The sequence below is a fragment of the Hoeflea sp. TYP-13 genome (genome assembly GCF_040932035.1).
Classification (GTDB): Bacteria; Pseudomonadota; Alphaproteobacteria; order Rhizobiales; family Rhizobiaceae; genus Hoeflea_A.
In genome coordinates, this window is sequence record NZ_JBFRBB010000003.1 from 60,351 (window position 1) to 81,336 (window position 20,986).

17 protein-coding genes are annotated in these 20,986 nt (G+C 57.0%); 9 read left to right on the forward strand and 8 right to left on the reverse strand.

Annotated features, from left to right (window positions below):
* Positions 1–80: 80 nt before the first annotated feature.
* Together ABVT35_RS17430 and ABVT35_RS17435 are read right to left on the reverse strand one after the other, a co-directional pair.
* The gene (locus ABVT35_RS17430) at positions 81–989 is read right to left on the reverse strand and encodes a LysR family transcriptional regulator (protein ID WP_368468007.1); all 909 of its coding nucleotides are present in this window, start codon (positions 987–989) and stop codon (positions 81–83) included.
* Positions 977–2,191: an amidase gene (locus ABVT35_RS17435; RefSeq protein ID WP_368468008.1), complete on the reverse strand. Its 1,215-nt coding sequence runs from the start codon at positions 2,189–2,191 to the stop codon at positions 977–979. Before ABVT35_RS17435 ends, ABVT35_RS17430 begins: the two co-directional genes overlap by 13 nt.
* A 526-nt stretch (positions 2,192–2,717) precedes the next feature.
* Here ABVT35_RS17435 and odc2 point away from each other — a divergent pair.
* Positions 2,718–3,851: an ornithine/lysine decarboxylase gene (odc2, locus tag ABVT35_RS17440; protein WP_368468010.1), complete on the forward strand. Its 1,134-nt coding sequence runs from the start codon at positions 2,718–2,720 to the stop codon at positions 3,849–3,851.
* Positions 3,852–4,275: 424 nt separating this feature from the next.
* Here odc2 and ABVT35_RS17445 read toward each other — a convergent pair whose 3' ends face one another.
* From ABVT35_RS17445 to ABVT35_RS17460, 4 genes are all read right to left on the reverse strand, one after another.
* A complete protein-coding gene (locus ABVT35_RS17445; protein ID WP_368468012.1) occupies positions 4,276–4,707 on the reverse strand; it encodes an ester cyclase in 432 nt (143 codons plus the stop codon).
* 25 nt (positions 4,708–4,732) lie between these two features.
* A complete protein-coding gene (locus ABVT35_RS17450; RefSeq protein ID WP_368468013.1) occupies positions 4,733–5,707 on the reverse strand; it encodes a WD40 repeat domain-containing protein in 975 nt (324 codons plus the stop codon).
* A 6-nt stretch (positions 5,708–5,713) separates the two neighbouring features.
* Positions 5,714–6,760, reverse strand: coding sequence for a GTP-binding protein (locus ABVT35_RS17455; RefSeq protein WP_368468015.1), 1,047 nt, complete (start codon positions 6,758–6,760; stop codon positions 5,714–5,716).
* Between the two features lie 72 nt (positions 6,761–6,832).
* Positions 6,833–7,624 carry a creatininase family protein gene (locus ABVT35_RS17460; protein WP_368468016.1) on the reverse strand — a complete coding sequence of 264 codons (792 nt, stop codon included), beginning with the start codon at positions 7,622–7,624 and terminating at the stop codon, positions 6,833–6,835.
* Positions 7,625–7,922: 298 nt separating this feature from the next.
* Between ABVT35_RS17460 and ABVT35_RS17465 the strand changes: the two genes are divergently transcribed.
* Both ABVT35_RS17465 and ABVT35_RS17470 read left to right on the forward strand, forming a co-directional pair.
* Positions 7,923–8,393, forward strand: coding sequence for a MarR family winged helix-turn-helix transcriptional regulator (locus tag ABVT35_RS17465; RefSeq protein ID WP_368468017.1), 471 nt, complete (start codon positions 7,923–7,925; stop codon positions 8,391–8,393).
* A gap of 112 nt (positions 8,394–8,505) precedes the next feature.
* Positions 8,506–9,519: a LacI family DNA-binding transcriptional regulator gene (locus ABVT35_RS17470; protein ID WP_368468019.1), complete on the forward strand. Its 1,014-nt coding sequence runs from the start codon at positions 8,506–8,508 to the stop codon at positions 9,517–9,519.
* On the opposite strand, the gene ABVT35_RS17475 is transcribed toward ABVT35_RS17470, so the two are convergent.
* Positions 9,512–10,291, reverse strand: coding sequence for a gamma-glutamyl-gamma-aminobutyrate hydrolase family protein (locus ABVT35_RS17475; protein ID WP_368468020.1), 780 nt, complete (start codon positions 10,289–10,291; stop codon positions 9,512–9,514). The genes ABVT35_RS17470 and ABVT35_RS17475 overlap by 8 nt on opposite strands.
* A 274-nt stretch (positions 10,292–10,565) precedes the next feature.
* On the opposite strand from ABVT35_RS17475, the gene ABVT35_RS17480 reads away from it, so the two are divergent.
* From ABVT35_RS17480 to ABVT35_RS17490, 3 genes are all read left to right on the forward strand, one after another.
* On the forward strand, positions 10,566–11,672 hold the full coding sequence (locus ABVT35_RS17480; RefSeq protein ID WP_368468022.1) for a TRAP transporter substrate-binding protein: 1,107 nt from the start codon (positions 10,566–10,568) through the stop codon (positions 11,670–11,672).
* Positions 11,673–11,896: 224 nt separating this feature from the next.
* Entirely contained in the window at positions 11,897–15,373 is a 3,477-nt protein-coding gene (locus ABVT35_RS17485) for an indolepyruvate ferredoxin oxidoreductase family protein (RefSeq protein WP_368468023.1), read from the forward strand.
* A 164-nt stretch (positions 15,374–15,537) separates the two neighbouring features.
* Complete coding sequence (locus ABVT35_RS17490) at positions 15,538–17,847, forward strand: putative bifunctional diguanylate cyclase/phosphodiesterase (protein ID WP_368468024.1); 2,310 nt, start codon at positions 15,538–15,540, stop codon at positions 17,845–17,847.
* A gap of 91 nt (positions 17,848–17,938) precedes the next feature.
* Here the strand turns inward: ABVT35_RS17490 and ABVT35_RS17495 are convergent, their stop codons facing one another.
* Positions 17,939–18,472, reverse strand: coding sequence for an isoprenylcysteine carboxylmethyltransferase family protein (locus ABVT35_RS17495; protein ID WP_368468025.1), 534 nt, complete (start codon positions 18,470–18,472; stop codon positions 17,939–17,941).
* Between the two features lie 212 nt (positions 18,473–18,684).
* On the opposite strand from ABVT35_RS17495, the gene ABVT35_RS17500 reads away from it, so the two are divergent.
* From ABVT35_RS17500 to ABVT35_RS17510, 3 genes are all read left to right on the forward strand, one after another.
* Entirely contained in the window at positions 18,685–19,560 is an 876-nt protein-coding gene (locus ABVT35_RS17500) for an alpha/beta fold hydrolase (protein ID WP_368468026.1), read from the forward strand.
* 287 nt (positions 19,561–19,847) lie between these two features.
* Positions 19,848–20,579: a hypothetical protein gene (locus ABVT35_RS17505; protein ID WP_368468027.1), complete on the forward strand. Its 732-nt coding sequence runs from the start codon at positions 19,848–19,850 to the stop codon at positions 20,577–20,579.
* A gap of 162 nt (positions 20,580–20,741) precedes the next feature.
* Positions 20,742–20,966: an aa3-type cytochrome c oxidase subunit IV gene (locus ABVT35_RS17510; RefSeq protein WP_368468029.1), complete on the forward strand. Its 225-nt coding sequence runs from the start codon at positions 20,742–20,744 to the stop codon at positions 20,964–20,966.
* Positions 20,967–20,986: the final 20 nt, after the last annotated feature.

Below are 20,986 nucleotides of genomic sequence, written 5' to 3' on the forward strand. Positions count from 1 at the left end.
TCCGAACCCTCACACGCTCACTGTAATGCATTTCGGGCACCGGTGGAATCCGTCGTCCCCAGAGATCCTGGCCTGCCCGGCTAGCGGTCGCAATAGCCGTGATACTGTTTGAACCAGGCGGCCAGATAATCGACGAAGGCGCGGACCTTTGCCGGCAGGTAGCGCCTGTGTGGGTAGACCGCATAAATTGCCGCCTCATCCGGCCAGCGGTCTTCGAACAGAGTGACGATCTCACCTTTCTTGAGCATGGGCCAGACAACAAAATCGGGCACCATGGAGACCCCGAGCCCGGCCTTTGTCGCCTTGATGGCGGCCAGCGGGCTGTTGACCTCGATCGGTCCCTTTACGGTGATGGTTTCGATCCCGCCATTCTTGTTCTTGAAATGCCAGTTGTTGAGCGTGCGGGCATTGGTATCGGCAATGCAGGGTACGTTCGCCAGGTCTGCCGGCTCTTTCAGGTTCGGATAACGTTTGAGAAAGTCCGGGCTGGCACAGACGAAGGCCTGAAAGGGTGCAAGCTTACGCGCGATCAGGCCTGAATCGGCGAGCTGCGTTATGCGGATGGCAACATCAAACCCTTCCTCGACCAGATCGACAAAGCGGTCGTCGGACGTGATCTCCAGCTTTATTTCCGGATTTTCCATGGCGAAGTCGACCATTGACTGGCCGATATCGGCATCGGTGAAGGTTCGAGGCGCCGAAACGCGAACGGTGCCCTTCAGGTCGCGGCTCGTTTCGCGCACCAGATCGGCGAGATTGTCGATTTCCTTCAGGATGTCCGAGGCGGTGCGATAGTAGGTGTGGCCGGCCTCGGTCAGCGAGAACTGCCGTGTCGTGCGGTTGAGCAGCAAGGCGCCCAGATCGTCCTCCAGTTCACGGACATATTTGGATAAAAGCGCCTTGGAACGGCCGTTCTTGCGAGCGGCGGCTGAAAAGCCTTCCGCCTCGACAACGTCGATAAAGGCGCGGATGCGTGTCAGCGTGTCCATCGGTTCATCCCGTCTTTTGCAATTGTGTTGATGATTTCGCGGCCGATTGCGAGCAGCGCGAGATCGGATCCCTTCGGGCCCATGAGCGACAGGCCAAAGGGGGCGCCATCGACCGATGCGACCGGCAGGGTCAGTTGTGGATGTCCGGTGAGGCCGGACAGACACAGGAGCCGTAAAGCCCGTTCGCGATAGTCCTGGACGTCGTCAAACGATGCTGACGCCAGAGGCGCGGCGCCGGGCACAGTGGGCATGATGATCAGACCGTCATCGCCAATAAGTTCTCCAACTTCATCCGCAAAACGCTGCCTGTTTGCACTTTCCCGCTTCAGGTCGGCATCGTTCATTGCCTTGCCATAGGCGAAACGCTCTTTCACACCCGGACCAAGATTGCGGTTTCCGGCACTTATCCAGGCGCCGTGCGCCTGCCACGCCTCATAGGACTGGATTTTGCGGAAGCACCAGTATCGCTGTTCGATATCGAGCGAGGAAAGTTCCGCCTTGGCGGCTGTGCCGATTATGTCTTCCGCAGCCCGGGCGGCGGCCTCGTAGGCGTTGAGCTCGGCGGTGCCGGCCAGCAACGCCTCCTGTTCGGGAAGCCGCAGGACACGGTCAGGCACGGCGCCCGATCTCGGCAGAAGGAGCTCCGCGATCTCGATATAAAGATCGATGTCACGCGCAAACCAGCCGAACGTATCGAAACTTTCCGCCAGCGGCATAGTGCCTTCAAGCGATATCAGGCCATGTGTTGCCCGTAGTCCGACAAGGCCGCAATAGGATGCCGGCGCCCGTATTGAACCGCCTGTATCCGAGCCGGTTGCCATGTCGGCAAGTCCGCCCGCGACCGCTGCGGCGGAACCGGAGGACGAACCGCCCGTCATCCGGTCGGGCGCCGCCGGATTGATAGGGCGCGGATAATGGGCGTTGTCGCCGGTCAGTGAAAAAGCGAGTTCCTCGGTCTGGGTCTTGCCGATGAATTCGGCGCCGGCGTCCAGCAGGATCTGGATCGCGGCTGCGGTTTTGCGTGCCGGCTCGGCTTCGGCGAGTTTGTGCGGATTGCCGCAGCCGGTTCTGTAGCCGGCTACATCAAAGATATCCTTGACCGCCAACGTGCGGCCCGAGAGCGGCCCGTCCGGTCTCGGCTCAATAATCGGGCCGTCGGCGTCAATGAACGCGTTAAACTGATCGGTTCGCACCAGATTCATGTTTATTGTCTCATGTTTATGAACTTAACCGTGGAAGTTGTTCATTTTTTCGTAAATACACACGCTTGTCCATACAGATTGGATAAAAAGCGCTTGATTGTGACGGCCTGAAGCCTTATGTGGCTGTTGCCCAAAGTCGCACGTGCCTGTGGGTGTCCGCCGACCCTCGATAAGGTGAGGGTATCGGTAAGGTACCTGGAACTAACCCCTCCAGTCGGTTTGTCGGCCAACCGCCAAATCGAGGACATCTTGAAGCAACGACGGTGCGGGCCTTTATGGTGTCTGCCGGCTGTCCAAAGGCCGGGGTTACTGCAGAGGCACACCCTCATTGCCGGAAGTGCGGATGGGAACTCCCAACCAATCCAAGGCAGACAAAGCAGGAGCGCGCGGACCGTTAAAGGCCCGTGGTTCCATCGTCGCATCGAACATTCGTTGCGGAGCCGGTTTTTCCACCAACCGGGTCCCTGGCAGGTGATCGAATGCCCTTTGTCATCCGGAGAAATCCGGATCTGATTGGGAGAACCCGATGACTACTGAACGCATTATCGACTTTCTGAACACCCGACGACCGGATGGTCCTTGCCTCGTTGTTGACCTGGACGTTGTCCGCGACAATTTCACCGCATTCAAGCGGGCACTGCCCGGCAGTGCGATCTACTATGCGGTGAAGGCAAATCCGTCGCCGGAGATCCTGCGCATGCTTGCTTCCATGGGTTCCAATTTCGATGCCGCCTCCGTGACGGAAGTCGAAATGGCGCTTGAAGCCGGCGCGACGCCGGACCGCATTTCATTCGGAAACACCATCAAGAAAGAGCGCGATATTGCCCGCGCCTTTGCACTCGGTGTGCGGATGTTTGCCGTCGATTCGAAAGAAGAGGTGGAGAAGGTTGCCCGTGCCGCACCCGGCACGCGCGTATTTTGCCGTGTGCTGACCGATTGTGAAGGCGCCGAATGGCCGCTGTCGCGCAAGTTCGGCTGTGCGCCCTCCATGGCGTCCGACGTTTTGCGCTTTGCCCATGCGCTCGGGCTCGAAGCCTATGGCGTTTCCTTCCATGTCGGCTCCCAGCAGACTGATCTTAATGCATGGGACGGGGCGCTTGCCGATGCGCGCGGCGTATTCGACAGCCTCGCCTCCGACGGAATCATACTCAAAATGGTCAATATGGGCGGCGGTTTTCCGACCCGGTACCTGAAGGATATTCCGACGGCGGAAGCCTATGGCCAGGCGATTTTTCAGGCGCTCAGCCGCCATTTCGGCAACCAGATCCCCGAAACCATCATTGAGCCGGGCCGCGGCATGGTGGGCAATGCCGGTGTGATCAAGGCGGAAGTGGTTCTGGTGTCCCGCAAGGCCGACAACGACAATCTGCGCTGGGTCTATCTCGATATCGGCAAGTTCGGCGGTCTGGCTGAAACGATGGATGAGTCCATCCGCTACCCGATCCGCACGGCGCGCGACAATGACCGCTTCGAGCCTTGTGTTCTTGCCGGACCGACTTGCGACAGCGCGGATGTGCTCTATGAAAAGACGCCCTATCCGCTGCCGGTGTCGCTGACGATTGGCGACGAGGTGCTGATCGAGGGAACGGGCGCCTATACGACGACCTATTCGTCCGTGGCGTTCAACGGTTTCGAGCCGCTGAAGAGTTACGTCATTTAGTCCTCACTGCGGCGCCCTCGCGGGCGCTGCCTTTTATTGTCCTCACGCATGAGCGCGGCTTGGCCGCTGTTTTTCGCTCGCGGCCGTACGCCGCTGCGCGGCTGGCCTGCGCGGGGCGCGCCGCATTTGCGGAGACGGCCGGTCGGCCTTGCGAAGCGCTGTGCGCTTCGATCCTTGTTTTCGCTTAAGGCTGTCACGGGAAAAGACTACGGTGCGTAGCACCGCAAGCGTGACCGCGCGTCGGGCCATGTGGCCCGCCCCGTCCGGAGCCAGCGCCGAAGGCGCGTTCGGCGTGAGGACAGAAACAACGACGGCAGGCTAGCCGCGAGCGAAAACAAAGGACGAAGGCGCGTTCGGCGTGAGGACAGAAATAACCACGGCACTACAACCGCGAGCGATAAAAACTTTTCTGCCGCTGGCGCAATCACTGCGATGTAAAATCGCCTCCGGCCTGGACGCCGAGCTGCCGCTTGACGGCATCGATATCGCCGAGAACCCAGAGTTCGGTTATCTGCTCTCCGTCGGTCGTGAAGAAGGCGGCACCCGACCAGGTGATTTTTTTGCCGGTTGGAGCGATGCCGTAGAATGTCCCGTTGTGCGTGCCGACAAATTCCATGCGGGCGACTGCGCGCTGTCCTTCGGTCACGATATCCTGGATATTGCAGATGAAATCCGGCAGGGATTTTCGCACCGCGCGCAGATAGAGAATAAAGCCTTCCGGTCCATTGTGTTCAGGTCCCAACGAGCCGCGAAAAACAAAATCCGGGTGCAGAATCTGCCGCGCCACGAGTTCGTTGCCCGTATTCCAGACTTCAAGATAGAACCGCTCTATGAGCCGCGTGGGTGTCGTTGTCATGCCCTTTGCCCCAAAAATTCTCCGCTCAAGCGGACAGATCGACGATACCGCAATCGCCGGTTTCTGTTCCAAATGCCAGTTGCAGACCTTTTTTATTCCAATTCAGGCAAGTAACAGCACCCTTGCCGCCGCGGCGAAGCAGGCCTTCCTTCTTGTCGGAAAACCGGGCGGCCAGGATCATGCCATCCGAATAGCCGATGGCAACAACATCATCGGCCGGGTGGCAGGCAACACAGGTCACCATGGAATCACCGCGTGTTCCGAGTTCCAGCGGGGCCTTGCCCATCGGGCCGTCCTTGCCGGTAAACGGCCAGACGATCGCCGCCGGTGCGCCGGAAGAAGCAAGCCACTTGCCCTTGGCGCTCCAACTGGTCGATTTCACCTTGGCGGGATAACCGGACATGCGCATGTGCTTGCCGTCCTTCAGGCGCCAGCCATGCAGCGCATTTTCCTGCATGCAGGAAACGACATAATTGCCATCGGGAGAAAAGACGACCTGGGTGTGCGCTCCTTTCCATTCGAGATCGAGCGGAGGCGCGCTGGCGCCTGCCCAATGCAGTGAAACGCCATTGTAGCGGGCAGTTGCTATGCGCAGACCCTTTGGCGCGAAGGCAAGGCCCTCAACGGTTCGTTGTTCCTGAAATTCGGCAAATGAGCCGTCGCTCCTGCGCACAATCGCAGTTCGCCCGGTGGCGTAGGCGACGGCTCCTTGCGGCCCGGCGGCAATGCAGTTGATCCATTTTCCGGGGTTTTCGGCCAGCGTCTCGGTGTTGCCGTCTGCCGTCAGCCGGCAGATTTTTCCGTCTTCGCCGCCGGTCAACAGTCCGTCGCCCTGGAGGTCGCGCGTCGCGCATAACAGGCCGTCATGCGGTTCGGCGGATTTGTGCCCGTGATCGAGCCAATGCACGGACCCGTCGGCGAGTGCAAAAAAGGGAACGTCGCCGAGAAAATCGGCGGCTATGCAATGACCCTCAAGGTCCAGCGGTGCGATTGTCGGCATCTCGCTCTAGGCCTGACAGGCTTCAAAAGTGCGTTTCAGCTTTTCATCGTCGAGATCGCGGCCAATGAAAACGATGCGGCTTTCGCGTTTCTCATCGGGCTTCCACTGGCGTTGATGATCGCCTTCGACGATCATATGGATTCCCTGAACCACATAACGCTCATCGTCATCGTCAAAGGCGATGATGCCCTTGAGCCGCAGGATGTTCGGTCCGTCAATCTGGGTGGTCTTCTGGATCCAGGGGAAAAACAGGTCCGGTTTGAGCGGGCCGGCCTTCAATGAAATGGATTGCACGGTGGTGTCGTGTATGTCGGCGGCGTGGCCATGATCATGGTGATGATGGTGGTCGTGATCATGGTCATGGTCACAGCCGGGGCCACAGGCGTGGTCGGGATGATCGTGATCGAGAAACTGCGGGTCGTTATCAAGTGCCCGCTGCAGATCGAAGGCGCCGCGGTCCAGAATGTCAGCAAGGGCGACGCCAGCCCGTACCGTCCTGTGAATGCGGGCAGACGGATTGATCGCGCGGATGGTTTCCTCGAGGCCGAGCAGTTCGTCCTCGGTTACAAGATCGGTCTTGTTCAACAGAACCACATCGGCAAAGGCAATCTGGTCTTCCGCCTCGCGACTGTCTTTCAGACGCAGTGGCAGGTGCTTGGCATCGACCAGCGCGACAACGGCATCAAGCCGTGTTTTTTCGCGCACATCGTCATCCATGAAAAAGGTCTGTGCAACCGGTGCCGGATCTGCAAGTCCCGTGGTTTCGACGACAATGGCGTCGAAACGCCCGGGGCGGCGCATTAGGCCCTCGACAACGCGGATGAGATCACCGCGTACCGTGCAGCAAACGCAGCCATTGTTCATCTCGTAGATTTCTTCGTCCGATTCGACGATCAGGTCGTTGTCGATGCCGATTTCGCCGAATTCATTGACGATGACCGCATAGCGCTTGCCATGGTCTTCAGACAATATCCTGTTCAACAGCGTCGTCTTGCCCGAACCGAGATAACCGGTAAGGACCGTGACCGGGATGGGATTGGCGGCTTCGCTCATGTGCGGCTCCTGGAATTTGCAACCGCATATAGGTTATTGCAGACGCAGGCGCCAGCTATTTGGCGCATGCGTTCAATCAAAATGACCGAGATCGAATGCGTGAACGTCCTCCAGCAATTCAATCAAACCCTCAACGCTATGGTCCAAGAGCGCCTTGCCCTTGTGCGCCGTCGCCGAAAGGGCGTTCCCGGTTGCGCCTTCTTCGTTGAGATCGGACATTTTCCAGCCGAAGGCGTGCGGACCATAGGCGCGCAAATGGGTGGCGGAACGGGCCAGTGTTTCCTGGAAGGAGCCAAAATCCGCCGCTTTGGCGATATCGACCAGGTCCGGATGCAGAGCCAGCATGACGGATGTCTCGATTTCGCCGGCGTGGATCCCGATGGCTTTTTCATGCGATGAAATCGTGCTTCCAGGCAATCCGAACCGGGTCCAGCTGGTCGCCACCGCCAGCATGTTGAAACGGATCCGCGCTTCCGTTGCAACAATCGTCATGAGAGGCGAGTTGCCTCCATGCGCGTTGAGCATGACGAATTTTCTGATGCCTTTCCGGTTCAACATTTCGGCAATGCCGATCCAGCGGCTGACAGCTTCGTCCCAGGTCAGCGTTCGCGTGCCGGGGACATCCATATGTTCAACCGAATACCCCACCGGTTCCGCCGAAAGGAAGGTGACGGGAAGATGATCCGGTAATGATGCAGTACACGCATCCACAATGCCTTGCGCAATCAGCGTGTCGGTCTCAAACGGCAGATGCGGGCCGTGTTGCTCATGGGCACCGAGTGGCAGGACGGCGATCCAGCCCCGGCGCTCTTCTGCTGCAAGGTCAGGATCGTTGTCGTCCCAATATCGGGCGGGAAATACCATTGAGCGGTCGGCCTCCGGAGGTTCCTCGAAAACAGGCAGGGCATGTGGATCCGGTATTGATCCTGAAATGCAGCCTATTTCGAACCGGCGTCCGTTTCAAACCGTGAGCGGTGTGTTTTCGGGCGGATTGCGCAATGTTCCAAATATTGCGTTCCAGTCGTGCGGCCGGCATGAGATCGCATCGTTTTGTTTCGGCGACACCAGGCTCCGGGTAGTGTGATTTTGAATTAAGGCCTCCAGGCGCTATATTTAGTTGCCTGACTATCCCTGTGCGCTGCAGGTGGATAAGGAGGCCGCCATGGCCAAGAAGAACAAAGCCAATGATGACAAGAAGAACTCGGAAGATAAGCTTGAGCTTTTCTCCCAGTTGGCGGCTTCGGCGCGTTATTCGCGAACACTGTTATCCCGGCAACTGCTGTCCAGTGGCCTATATGCCGGTCAGGATGCTGTGATTCTCGCGCTGGATGCCCAAGACGGGCTGTCTTTATCTGCAATCGCCGATCAGCTTGGCGTGCGTGCGCCAACGATGACCAAAACGATTAACCGGCTCGCAGCGCAGGGCTTTGTCGACAAAAAGGAATCAAAGACGGATGCGAGGCTGTCGCATGTCTATTTGACCCCCGCCGGCCACGAGGCGGTGAAATCCGTGCGCAAGGCGATCAGGAAATCGCAGAAAATAGCTGTCCAGGAAATGAGCGCAAAGGACGTGAAATCCCTGATCAGGCTGTTGAAGAAAGTGGAACAGAATATCGCTTCCGCACTTGGTTGAGTGTGTGCGGTACCCCTCTCTTTAAAAATTTTAATTTTCAATTTAAAACAGGCAAAATGGTCAAACGCGGACGCGGCGATGTGCCCGGCCGGATTGCCGAGGGGTGTTTTACTTGGGCCAGAAGGTCAAACTTTCGACGATTGCGGACTCGCTGGGTCTTTCAACCGCAACGGTTTCGCTCGCACTGCGTGACAGTCCACTCGTTGCCGATACGACACGTGAGAAGATAAAGGAGCAGGCACAGGCTCTGGGTTATATCTACAACCGCCGTGCCGCCAGCCTTCGAACCTCGCGCTCCGGAATTATCGGTGTTGTCGTTCATGACATCATGAACCCCTTTTATGCGGAGATCCTGCGCGCCATCGAGGGCGAGCTTGATCGCAACCGGCAGACATTCATTTTGTCCAATCACTACGATTCGGTCGACAAGCAGCGCAATTTCATCGAAACGCTGCTGCAGCTCGGTGGCGACGGCGTTATCATGTCGCCTGCCATCGGCACGCCAAGGGAAGACATAAAACTTGCCGAAGACAACGGTATGCCGGCAATCCTCATCGCACGGTCGGTCGACAATGTGAGCCTGCCGACTTATCGCGGCGATGATGCCTTTGGCATCGCGCTGGCGACAAACCATCTGATTGGCCTTGGTCATCGTTGTATCGCCATGGTTGGCGGTACCGACCAGACATCGACGGGCCGTCACCGTTATCAGGGTTATGTGCAGGCGCTTGAAAAGGCCAATATCGATGTCGATCCTGACTTGCGCATTCCCGGACCGCGTACAAAGCAGGCGGGTTTCGAGGCTGCGGTCAATTTCCTCTCACTGCCGCAAAAACCAACGGCAGCCGTTTGCTGGAACGATCTTGTCGCCATTGGCCTGATGAACGGCATTGCTCGTGCCGGTCTTGTGCCGGGCAAGGATATTTCGGTAACCGGCTATGACGATCTGGAAGAGGCTTCAATCGCAACGCCTTCGCTGACAACCGTGTGGAACGGACAGGCGGAGGTTGGACGCATGGCCGCACGGGCTTTGCTCGACAAGCTTAACGGCTCGTCCGATCCGGACGGCCTGCACCTCATCCGGCCGGAAATGCGCATTCGTCAGTCGACGTCACCGCTCAAATAGAGTTCCACCGGCGTTTGCTCGCCGCATGGTCCCGCACCGCATCGCCAAATGCTTCGAATAGACGCTTTGAGGGATTGTCCGATTGCGCCCAATATTCCGGGTGCCACTGGACACCGACGGCAAAAGCCCTGGCGCCGTCAACCGTCACGGCCTCAATGACACCATCCTCGGTTCGCGCCTCGACGCTCAGGCCCGGTGCCAGTTCGCCTATGGCCTGCCGGTGCAGAGAGTTCACTTTCGCCGTTTCCCCGCCCAGAACGCCAATCAGACAGCTGTCCGGTTCCATGAATATCTCCTGGCGGATGCCGAAACGGACATCAGCATCATCGCTTTCCGGCCGGCGATGATCGAGATTGCCGGGCAAGTCCTGGATTTCAGTCGCAAGTGTTCCGCCAAGCGCGACGTTCAGTTCCTGAATGCCGCGGCAGATCGCCAGAAGCGGGATTCCGTGCTCCAGCGAACGGCGGATCAGCGGCAGGCTCGTCGCATCGCGGGCCGGATCGTAAGGGCCGTTTTCTGCGTTTTCCGCTTCGCCGTAAAGTGTCGGGCTGACATTGCTGCGCGCGCCGCTGATCATCACACCATCGACACGGTTCAAAACGGCGTCCATGTCGCCATCGCCCCACAGGTCTGAAGCGAATGCCGGCACGATCATCGGAAGCACATCGGCAGCCTTGAGCGCGGCTGTGGCATATTGGTCGGGACTTGCATGCCAGACATAGCCGTCCATTTCTCGCGTGTCGGCTGGAATGGCGATTATGGCCCTTGTCATGACGGCTCCCGATTTCGATGGTGTCTGGCGCTATTTAGTGCATCGGGATTTACTTGCAAACCATTGAGTTGCAGACCCTTCACATACTTGTGCGATTCACTGGCAAAACTGTCGCCTTCGATCCCGATCGCGGTCACGAAAACGGGAACCGGCGAAGCCGAAAAATCTATGCAAATCATTTGCATGAGCAATGACAAAGTGTAGTCTGAAAACGACTTATCCGGCTTTTTTCCAAGTGATATGGCCGCTCGCAATTTCCAACGGGAGGATGATTATGGACCGTCGCTCATTCATCAAGAGGGCGGGTGCGGCAGGCACCGGCGCAGCTGCGTCAGTGACGCTTGCGGCGCCGGCGGTGGCGCAGGAGATGCCAAGCATCAAATGGCGCCTTACTTCGGGCTATCCGAAACTGCTTGATACGATTTACGGCAGTGCGGTCATTTTTGCCGAATCCGTGCGTGCAGCAACGGATGGAAAATTCGATATTCAGGTCCATCCGGCCGGCGAAATTGCCGGCGCGCTCGAGGGGCTCGAAGCCGTGCGGGACGGGACAGTCGAGATGGCAAGCACCGCGTCAAACTACTTTTGGGAGACAGACCCTGCATTTGCATTCGGTACCGGGGTTCCCTTCGGCCTCAACCAGCGCATGATGAACGCCTGGTTATACGAGGGTGACGGTCTCGAGCTCCTGAACAAATTCTACAGTAAATTCGGCATTATCGGATTTCCGACCGGCAATACCGGCGCGCAGATGGGCGGCTGGTTTCGCCGTGAAATCAACTCGCTGGACGATCTACGGGGATTGAAGTTCCGGATTGGCGGTTTCGGCGGCAGGATCATTGAAAAGATCGGCGTGGAGCCGCGGAACCTTCCGGCAGAGGAAATCTACAAGGCGCTTGAAACCGGCAAGATCGATGCGGCCGAATTTGTCGGTCCCTATGACGACGAAAAACTCGGTCTGAACCGCGTGGCGAAATACTACTATTACCCAGGCTGGTGGGAAGGCGGCGTCGCGCTGATGAACCTGATCAATCTTGAAAAGTGGGACGCGCTGCCCAAATCCTATCAGGCGGCGATCCGGAGTGCCTCGGCGCTCGCCAATTCGGTGATGACGGCCCGATATGACACTCTCAATCCGCCGACGCTCAACGCCCTCATTCAATACGGAACCGTTTTGCGGCCCTATTCGCACGACATCATGACCGCATGCTTCAATGCGGCCGAAGAAACCTATGCCGAGATTTCGGCCGAGAACGCGGATTTCAAAACGCTGCACGATTCCTATATGGGCTACCGCCGCGACGCCTATCTCTGGTTCCAGATGTCGGAATATGCCCAGGATGCGTTTTTGATGCTGCAGCAGCGGGCCGGACGTCTGTAATTATCGGGCGGGCGGCCTGGGTCAGATCCGCGGCCGGTCATGTGCACCGCAACAATCTATCGCATTCAGGCCGTCCGGCGCATGAATGCATCCTTTGGCCGCAATCCACTGCGGTGCACAATCGAATTCATTTGACGCACTGCAATGGAAAATCAAAATAGGCGCCTTACTGCCGAACAACGGATCGGCACCGGCCATTTCAAGCCTGTGCCGCGGAGGACTGGATGACACTGCATGACGTCACGCTGGACGACAAGTTTGATCTGACAAAGAACCGGATTTTTGTAACCGGTACACAGGCGATTGTCCGGCTGCTGCTCATGCAAAAGGAGCTTGACCGCAGGGCAGGACTGAACACGGCGGGCTTTGTATCAGGCTATCGCGGGTCTCCCCTTGGCGGCCTTGATATGCAGCTCTTTCATGCCCAAAACCTGCTTCAGGCAAGCGATGTCGTCTTTCAACCGGGCATCAATGAAGAGCTTGCCGCAACGGCTTGCTGGGGAACACAGCAGGCCGAGCTCGACGGCAACGGCAAATATGACGGTGTCTTTTCCATCTGGTACGGAAAGGGGCCCGGCGTTGACCGGTCAGGCGATGTATTCAGGCATGCCAATCTTGCCGGGAGCTCCAAACATGGCGGCGTCCTTGCACTCATGGGCGACGATCATACGGCGGAATCGTCAACCAATGCCCATCAGACGGAGTTTCTGTTCGTCGACACCATGATTCCGATCCTCAATCCGGCCGGGGTTCAGGAAATAATCGATTACGGACTTTATGGATTTGCCCTGTCTCGCTTTGCCGGAACCTGGACGGCGCTGAAATGCGTCAAGGACAACATCGAATCGACCAGTTCCGTCGAAGCCGGTCTCGACCGGCTCAACATCGTCTATCCCGAGTTCGACATGCCGCCTGGCGGGCTGAATATCCGCCTGGGGGAAATGGATATGCTTGGCCAGGAAGCGCGCCTGCACGAATACAAGAAATCCGCAGTCAGTGCCTTTATCCGCGCCAACGGCCTCAACCGGATCGTATGGACGGGAGGTGCCGGTGCAAAGATCGGCATCATCAGCGTCGGCAAGAGCTATCTCGATGTGCGCCAGAGCCTTTCCGATCTGGGGATTGATGAGGAGGAAGCAAACCGGCTCGGTGTGCGGCTGATGAAAATTGCGGCGCCCTGGCCGCTCGGGTTCGAGGATTTCCGGGAATTCGTCGCCGGCCTCGAGATGGTGATTGTCGTTGAGGAAAAACGATCGCTTATCGAGACGCAGCTCCGCGAGGAACTCTACGGAACGGCGCATCAGCCGATTGTCGTCGGCAAGCGTGACGAGCATAATAACTGGCTGTTTCCGGCCAAGGGTGCACTCGATCCCAACGATATTTCCGTGGCTCTTGGCGAGCGCATATTGCGTGTGATCGGCCATTCCGAGGAGATTGACCACCGCGTCAAACGAATCCGCCAGTTTCAGGCAATGCTGACGGATATTTCGGATGTTGCGGTGCGCACGCCCTATTTCTGCTCCGGTTGCCCGCACAACAGCTCGACCAAAGTGCCCGAGGGATCAAAGGCCGCGGCCGGCATCGGTTGCCATTTCATGGCCATCTGGATGGACCGCAACACGCAGGGTTTCACCCAGATGGGCGGTGAGGGTGCTCAATGGGTCGGTCAGCAGCCCTTTAGCCAGACCGGACACATATTCCAGAACCTTGGTGACGGCACGTACAACCATTCCGGCATATTGGCGCTGCGATTTGCTCTCGCCGCACGCGCGAATGTCACCTACAAAATCCTCTATAACGATGCCGTGGCCATGACCGGCGGGCAGCATCATGAAGGCGGGCTGACTGTCGATGCCATAGCCCGCCAGGTTCGTGCCGAGGGCGTGGAGCGCATCGCCATCGTTTCAGACGAACCTGACAAATACCCGTCCGGAATGGACTGGCCGGCACGCGCAACATTTCACCACCGCTCCGAAATGGATGCCGTTCAGCGCGAGCTGCGGGACATCGAAGGGGTAACCGTCCTGCTGTACGACCAGACCTGTGCAGCGGAAAAGCGCCGCCGCAGAAAGCGTGGCACATATCCCGACCCGGACCGACGCGTCGTCATCAACGAGCTTGTGTGCGAGGGATGCGGCGATTGCGGCGTTCAGTCCAACTGTGTCTCGGTGCAGCCGGTCGAGACCGAATTCGGCCGCAAGCGCCGGATCGACCAGTCGAGCTGCAACAAGGATTTTTCCTGTGTCGAAGGGTTCTGTCCGTCTTTTGTCAGCGTTCACGGCGGCAAGATCAGAAAAGCCGGCGGGATTGCACACAGCAGTGATCCGCTCGACGGCGTGCCGGATGCGCCGGTAGCGTTGCCCGACGACGGATGGGCCTGCGTCATTACCGGGGTTGGTGGAACGGGTGTCGTCACGATCGGCGCCGTATTGGGAATGGCCGCGCATCTGGAAGGCAAGGGCTGCGGGATGATCGACATGGCGGGGCTAGCGCAAAAGGGCGGCGCAGTCTTTTCCCATGTGCGCATTTCGGCGCAACCTGAAGATATCACCGCCATTCGCGTTCCCGCCGGCAAGGCCGATCTCATCCTCGGTTGCGATCTGGTGGTTTCCGGTTCGCGCAAGGTGCTCGCATCCGTGCGAGAGGGCGAAACGCTGTTCGTTGCCAACACGGCAGAAATCATGCCGGGGGACTTTGCCCGCAATGCCGATTTCTCACTGCCGGTCGAGCGCTTGAAGAGAACGATCCTCAATTCCGCCGGGGAAGATCAGACGATCTATTTCGATGGCACTAGGGCTGCAACGGCGCTGTTCGGCAACGCCATTGCGGCCAACATGTTCATGCTGGGTATTGCCTGCCAGCGCGGCGGTTTGCCGGTTTCGGCCGAGGCGGTTGAACACGCTATCGGGTTGAACGGACAAGCGACCGAAATGAATATCGGCGCGTTTCGCTGGGGACGCCGCGCCGCGCAGGATCCGCAGACGGTTCGCGACCTGATGGACGCGGTTCACCAGCCGAGCAGGGCACAGCAGCTTTCGCAAACCCCTGACGAGGCCATCGACCGCAGGCACCGTTTTTTGACCGCCTATCAGAACAGGGCGTATGCGGACCGGTTCGCACGCGTGATCAACAGGGTTCGGGCAGCCGATGAAAAGCTCGCCGGAAAAGCCGCGGCACTGACCGATACGGCCGCACGAAATCTGTTCAAGCTGATGGCGGTCAAGGACGAATACGAGGTGGCGCGCCTGTACAGTGACGGTAGTTTCCTGGCGCAGCTGAAGGATCAATTCGAAGACTGGGACAGGCTGGAATTTCATATGGCGCCGCCTGTGCTGTCAAAACGGGATGAAAACGGTCATCTGCATAAACGCACATTCGGACCGTTCATGATGAAGGTGTTTCCAGTCCTTGCATCGCTGCGCAGCCTGCGCGGCTCGATGTTCGACGTCTTTTCCTATCAATCCGAGCGGCGCGCCGAGCGCCGGCTACTCGCGGATTATGAAAGGCTCATTGACGAGGTTTGCAAAAAGATCACGCGCGACAACTACGAAGCGGCCGTTGCGCTGTTGAGTTATCCGCAGCACATACGCGGCTTTGGACACGTAAAGCAGCAGAATATAGACATAGCTGAAAGCGAACTGACGACCCTGAAAGATGCGTTTGTAAGTGGCGCAAAGGTGATATCCCAGGCTGCAGAGTAAGCAACGGTTTACCAACACATTCGATACCGAAACTCACCTTCGAGCCTGCAACCTGCTGTTTAGGTCGGGCCACACTAAAATTGCAATCTCTAGTTTAATTTTTCTAAAACCTTCTTTAAGGCTTTTGGGGTACGTCTCATAGCACCCGCAAAGGATTGGTGTTAATGGGCGAAAATCAGCAGGGGCAAATACCGACAGACGTTTATCTGTCGTTTGTTCGTTCGCTTTACGGAAATCGAATGACGCTGCGCGCCGGCATGGTAGCGCACGTTACCGTTAGCATATTGCTCTACATCAAAGTCAGAGACCCTGCCTATATAGCGTTCGGCTGCGCGATCCTCGCGAACTGGATGGTGCGTTTTTATTCGATGACCCGCTTTGACCGGGTCCGGTTTTCGACAGACGATCGAGCGACGATTGCCTGGTGGGAACGGATGTCCATCGTCGGAGGCGGGATGACCGCCTTTCTGCTCGGTGTGATGTGCGGCTACGCATTTCTGGTCACGCGCGACACGTTCGCGGAAATTGCTGTTTTGTCCGTCACCTTGAGTTTGATGGTTTCGGTCGTCGGGCGGAATTTCGGCACTAAAATCACCGTCTACGTCGTGACCCTTGCAGCCTGCCTGCCGATCATGATCAGCCTGCTTCTGGTCGGCAATATATATATGGTGGTTCTCGCGCTGCTGGTCCTGCCGCTTGCGGTTACCACTATTTCCATGGCCAATGGCGTTCGGGAGTTCCTTTACGAGAACGTGCTCAGTCGCCGTGAGATCGCCCTCATCGCCGACCGGTTCAACGCTGCGCTCAATAATATGCCTCACGGGCTGTTCATGCTCGACGAAAACAGCCGCATCGTCGTTGCCAACAAGAAGGCTGCCGAGCTACTGACCGCTCCCAGCCGGGACATGCTGCGCGACCATTCGCTGATGGCCGTTCTCAGATACGGGGTACGCAGAGGCGTCATTACGCCCGGTCGCGCCAAAATTATCCAGCGGCAGCTCAAGTCGCTGATCGACGGTGATGAGTCGCGAGCGCTGGTGTATTTTACCGACGAACTCTATCTCGAATTCAGTGCAAAGCGTCGCAAGAGCGACGGCGTTGTTCTCATCTTCGAAGATGTGACGGCGCGCATCAAGGCCGAAGAAAAAATTGTCCATATGGCTCGCTACGACAGCCTGACAGGTCTGTCGAATCGCGGCTATTTTTCCGAGATCGTCGAAAATGCCGTTCGCAATATGCGTGACGACGAGAAATTTGCGTTGGCCGTTGTCGATCTCGACGACTTCAAACATGTCAACGACACAAACGGGCACATGACCGGCGACCGACTACTGTGTGCCATATCGGCGCGGCTGGCCGGCATGGCTGATGAAAGCATGACGCTGTCGCGGTTTGGAGGCGATGAATTTGTCTTGTTCATCCGCGATGTCAAAGATACCAACCATGTCGACGAAATCATGTCGCAGCTGTTTGAAACGCTGCGCGGCACGTATCTTATTAACGGCAACAAGCTTTTTGTGAGCCTGAGCGCCGGCGTCGTCATCGGATCAAAAGCCGATTTCAAGCTCGACGACCTGCAGATCAAGGCTGATCTGGCGCTTTACGAAACCAAGCATCACGAAAAGGACAGCTGGGTCATTTTCGCTGAGGAAATGGACGAGAAATACACCAAGCGTCAAAAGCTGAAAACAGCGCTGCGTGACGCCGTACGCGAAAAATCATTCACTGTCGTCTATCAGCCGATGTTCACGGCAGATACCATACAGGTTGCCTGCTGCGAGGCGCTTTCACGCTGGTTCCATCCTGAATTCGGCGCCGTGTCGCCAGCGGTCTACATTCCGCTTGCCGAAGAAATGGGCATTGTGGGTGAATTGACCCGGCACATGCTGCAGGTTGCATGTCGCGACTGTGCCGGCTGGAAAAACGGCGCCGCCGTTTCCGTCAATCTCTCAGCCAATGACCTGCGCAACAAGGACATTGTCACCATGGTGACGGAGGCGCTTGATGCTGCCGGCCTCGACGCAAAGCGCCTCCAGGTCGAAGTTACGGAAAGCGCTTTTGTCCAGGACGCAGCCAAGGCCAAGGCCATCCTGCGGGAGTTGCGCGCCAAGGGCGTGACCATCGCAATTGACGATTTTGGTACCGGCTATTCGAGCCTGAGCTATCTCAATGTCCTGCCGCTCAACAAGATCAAGATCGACCGCTCCTTCGTATCGGACATTACAAATGACGAGCGGACGCTCAAACTACTGAAGGGTGTTGTGCACCTCTCGCGCGAGCTTGGCCTGGAGATTGTCGTCGAAGGCGTCGAGACCGAGGAGCAGCTCGAGCTGATCCGCTCGACCAACAGCGCTGATCTCATACAGGGCTTTATCTTTGGAATGCCCATGCCGAGCAGCGGTATTTCAGAACTGACATCGGGCATGTCCGCAGGCATGGGCCACGCGGCGATATTGGCTGCCGGTTCCAAGTGAGGACAAGGCACAAGTCAATTCAATGCGTCGGGGAACACAATACCAAAATGATGGCCGGTGGCGCAGACGAATCCCGTCCATATTCGATTATTTATGTCCGGCCTATGATTTTTGGAAAGAACCTGCCGGTTGTAGCAGCGTAGCTTGCATACTCTTCCGCCATTGCCGTTGAGGCGAATTTTCGTTCTTCACCACGCGCAGCGACCCAGTAAGCGACCACAATCCCGGTCAGCGGTACCAGTGCCCAGATGTTCCAGGTCGATATGGCCCAACCGGTCCATAGCAACAGGTAGGACGTGTAGAACGGGTGGCGGACATAGGCGTAGGGTCCGGTCCGCAGCAAGCTGCCAGGCAGCTTTTCATCAAATGCCGCAAGAAGATTCGCTCGGGCTGATTCACGTATCGTTAACCAAAACAGGCCGGCGCTGGCGATCAGCATGATCAGTCCGATCAACTGAGGTGTGAGCGGTTGTGTGCCGATAAAAGTAAGGAATATCATGAACAACAGGCTGGCCAGGACCAGCATCGATAACATGTTCATGCCCTTGGGCATCTGTTTCAGGTCGACATCAAAATGATATCGCATCGACCAGACATGCGAGCCTAGGATTCCCAAGGCTGTCAAGCAAATGATTCCGTCCAGCAACACGTTTCAACCCCCTCCTGCATCCCAGCTTGGCTTCAACCGCAGATAGAAAAAATTGGCTCGTCTGTCAAACTGGCAACCTATCTAGCGAATAAAATGAATCTTGCAAGCTTAGGCTTTTTTTAAGCCGTGATGGCTAATATTGGCAAATAGCAGAAATCCGTATGCCAATCACTGGCAGGAGAATGAACTTGGAACCGAAGACGCCAATAGTCGATCACAGCGATGAAGGTGCGCTTTCCTACATAGAGCGGGCTGGAGACAGGATGACTATCGTCTTTCTGCACGGTTCCGGATTTTCCAAGGAAGTTTTCAAACAGCAGTTTACCAGCCCATATCTGGCGGATCACAGGCTGATAGCCGTCGACCTTCCGGGACATGGCGCGTCTCCGAATGCCGCGGACCCGAAGGCTACTTATACTTATGAGGGATTGGCCAGAGCCGTCACCGCATTCATCCGAAAACTGGGTATTGATCGTTGTATTGTGGTTGGCTGGTCGCTGGGCGGGCATGTCGCATACGAAATGCTTGATACGGTTCCGCAGGTCAAGGGCGTGATGGCTTTTGGTGCGCCACCGGCTGTTGGCGGCCCGCTTGGGATAGTTCGTTCGCTGCATATATCGAAAAACCTGCTGTTGATCTCCAAGGCAAAGTTCTCGCGATCCGACGCCGAGCATTTTGAGCGGACCTGTTTGAACGGCATGCGGCAGGGTGAGTTTGTGGAAACGCTGATGCGCACAGATGAAAAAATGCGCCCGTGCCTTTCCAGAAGTGTCATGAGCAGTTCCGGCCGGGGCCATAAAGAACGCGTTGAAACATCGCAAACACCAGTTTGTCTGCTGCAGGGCGCGCAGGACCCGATAGCCCGCAGCAATTACGTACAGTCCATAACCGGAGCTTCTCTGTTTGCTGGACGCGCCATCATATTCGAAGAAGCCGGCCATGCGCCGTTTCTCGATTCACAGGTAAGGTTCGACCGTCTGTTGAGCCAGTTCAGCGACGCGGTCGAGTCCGGTCGGACCGTCACGAGCCTGACAGCAAAGCCGAATTACGCGCTCGCCGGCTAAGGTGTGACGCCCGGATCGTTTGCCTTTCTATTTCTTCCTGCAGAACGTTTAAAGTGACGGCTGGCCGCGAATTTTCAGGCAACCGGCTCTAAACCTATACTTTCCAAGTCACAATAAACCTTCATCGCCGCTGCCAGGTGCATATTTGGGAGGGGCGTCAGTTTTGAGCCGCCGACCGCTGTTAACCTTAATATCAAGTTAACGGCCGATCCATATTGATTTAACTTTAATAATTCCAATTGTTCCGCTACCGTTAAACAATTGTTAACCAGTGTCAGGGGCGGAAAATGACACCGACAAACGGCATGTCCAGCTTCAACAGTAAGTTGTTCGACGTAATGGACAGGATTGAGTATCGCCGGATTATAAGTGCGGAAGATTTCGAGGATGTATCCAGCTTGCGGAGCAAGGCCTACAAAAGGGCCAAGATGCATGTGCCCTCCAACAATGGCCTGTTTGTCGACGATGCGGATTTCGATCCGCAAGCGTATGTATTTGGGATCTATTGCGACGAGCAACTGATCAGCACGCTTCGCATTCATCACGTAACACCGGATCATAGAGACTGTCCGTCACGCAATCTTTTTCCCAAAGAGGTCGATGCCTTTTTGGATGCCGGCATGACGCTTATCGATCCGGTACGTCACGCGTCCGATCCGGATGTTTTCGACGATCTGCCCTCGCTGCCTTATCTGACGCTTCGCATCGCAACGATGGCAATCGAGTATTTCGATGCCGACCGTTGCCTGTCATTTGTCCCGCCACGACACACTGCCTTTTATCGCCGCGTCTTCGGCTCCAAGCAGGTTGCGGGTCCGCTATTGAATTGCAAGGGTTACGATATCGACTTTTCGCTTTTGGCTGCCGACGTGCCGAACGAACTTCCAAAAGTGTATCGGCGCTACCCGTTCTTCCGGTCGCAGCCCTTTGAACAGCGCATGATGTTCGCATCGCCGGATGAGCTGGGCACCATGCCGCTGACCATCCGACCCACGGCCCGTTACCTTCAGGCGGCCTGAGCGCCTGTGACGACTTGCCCTGCCGGGCTGCATTGTGTATTCGATGCAGATATGTCAATTGCCTGTCCGGAGAATTGTGTTTCCGGTGTGGAATGCAATTGGATTTGAGGGAATGTCCGCACGATAATTCGGACACCGCCGGCTGGGCAGGGGAGTATCTTTATGGCCGAACAAAATACCGGACCCGTCGAAACGGGCGCCGACATGGACTACGCGGAACACGAAAAAACCTACAAAATGTTCCTGTCGCTTGCCAAATTCGGAACGCTGGGCTGCATCGTCATCATGATCGGCATGGCAGTCGGGTTTTTCACGGCCGCCGGCTTCATCAGCGCTACGCTCCTGACAATCATCCTTTTCGCAATCGGGTTCTACTTTCTGAGGTAGAACTTCAGCGACCGATTTGA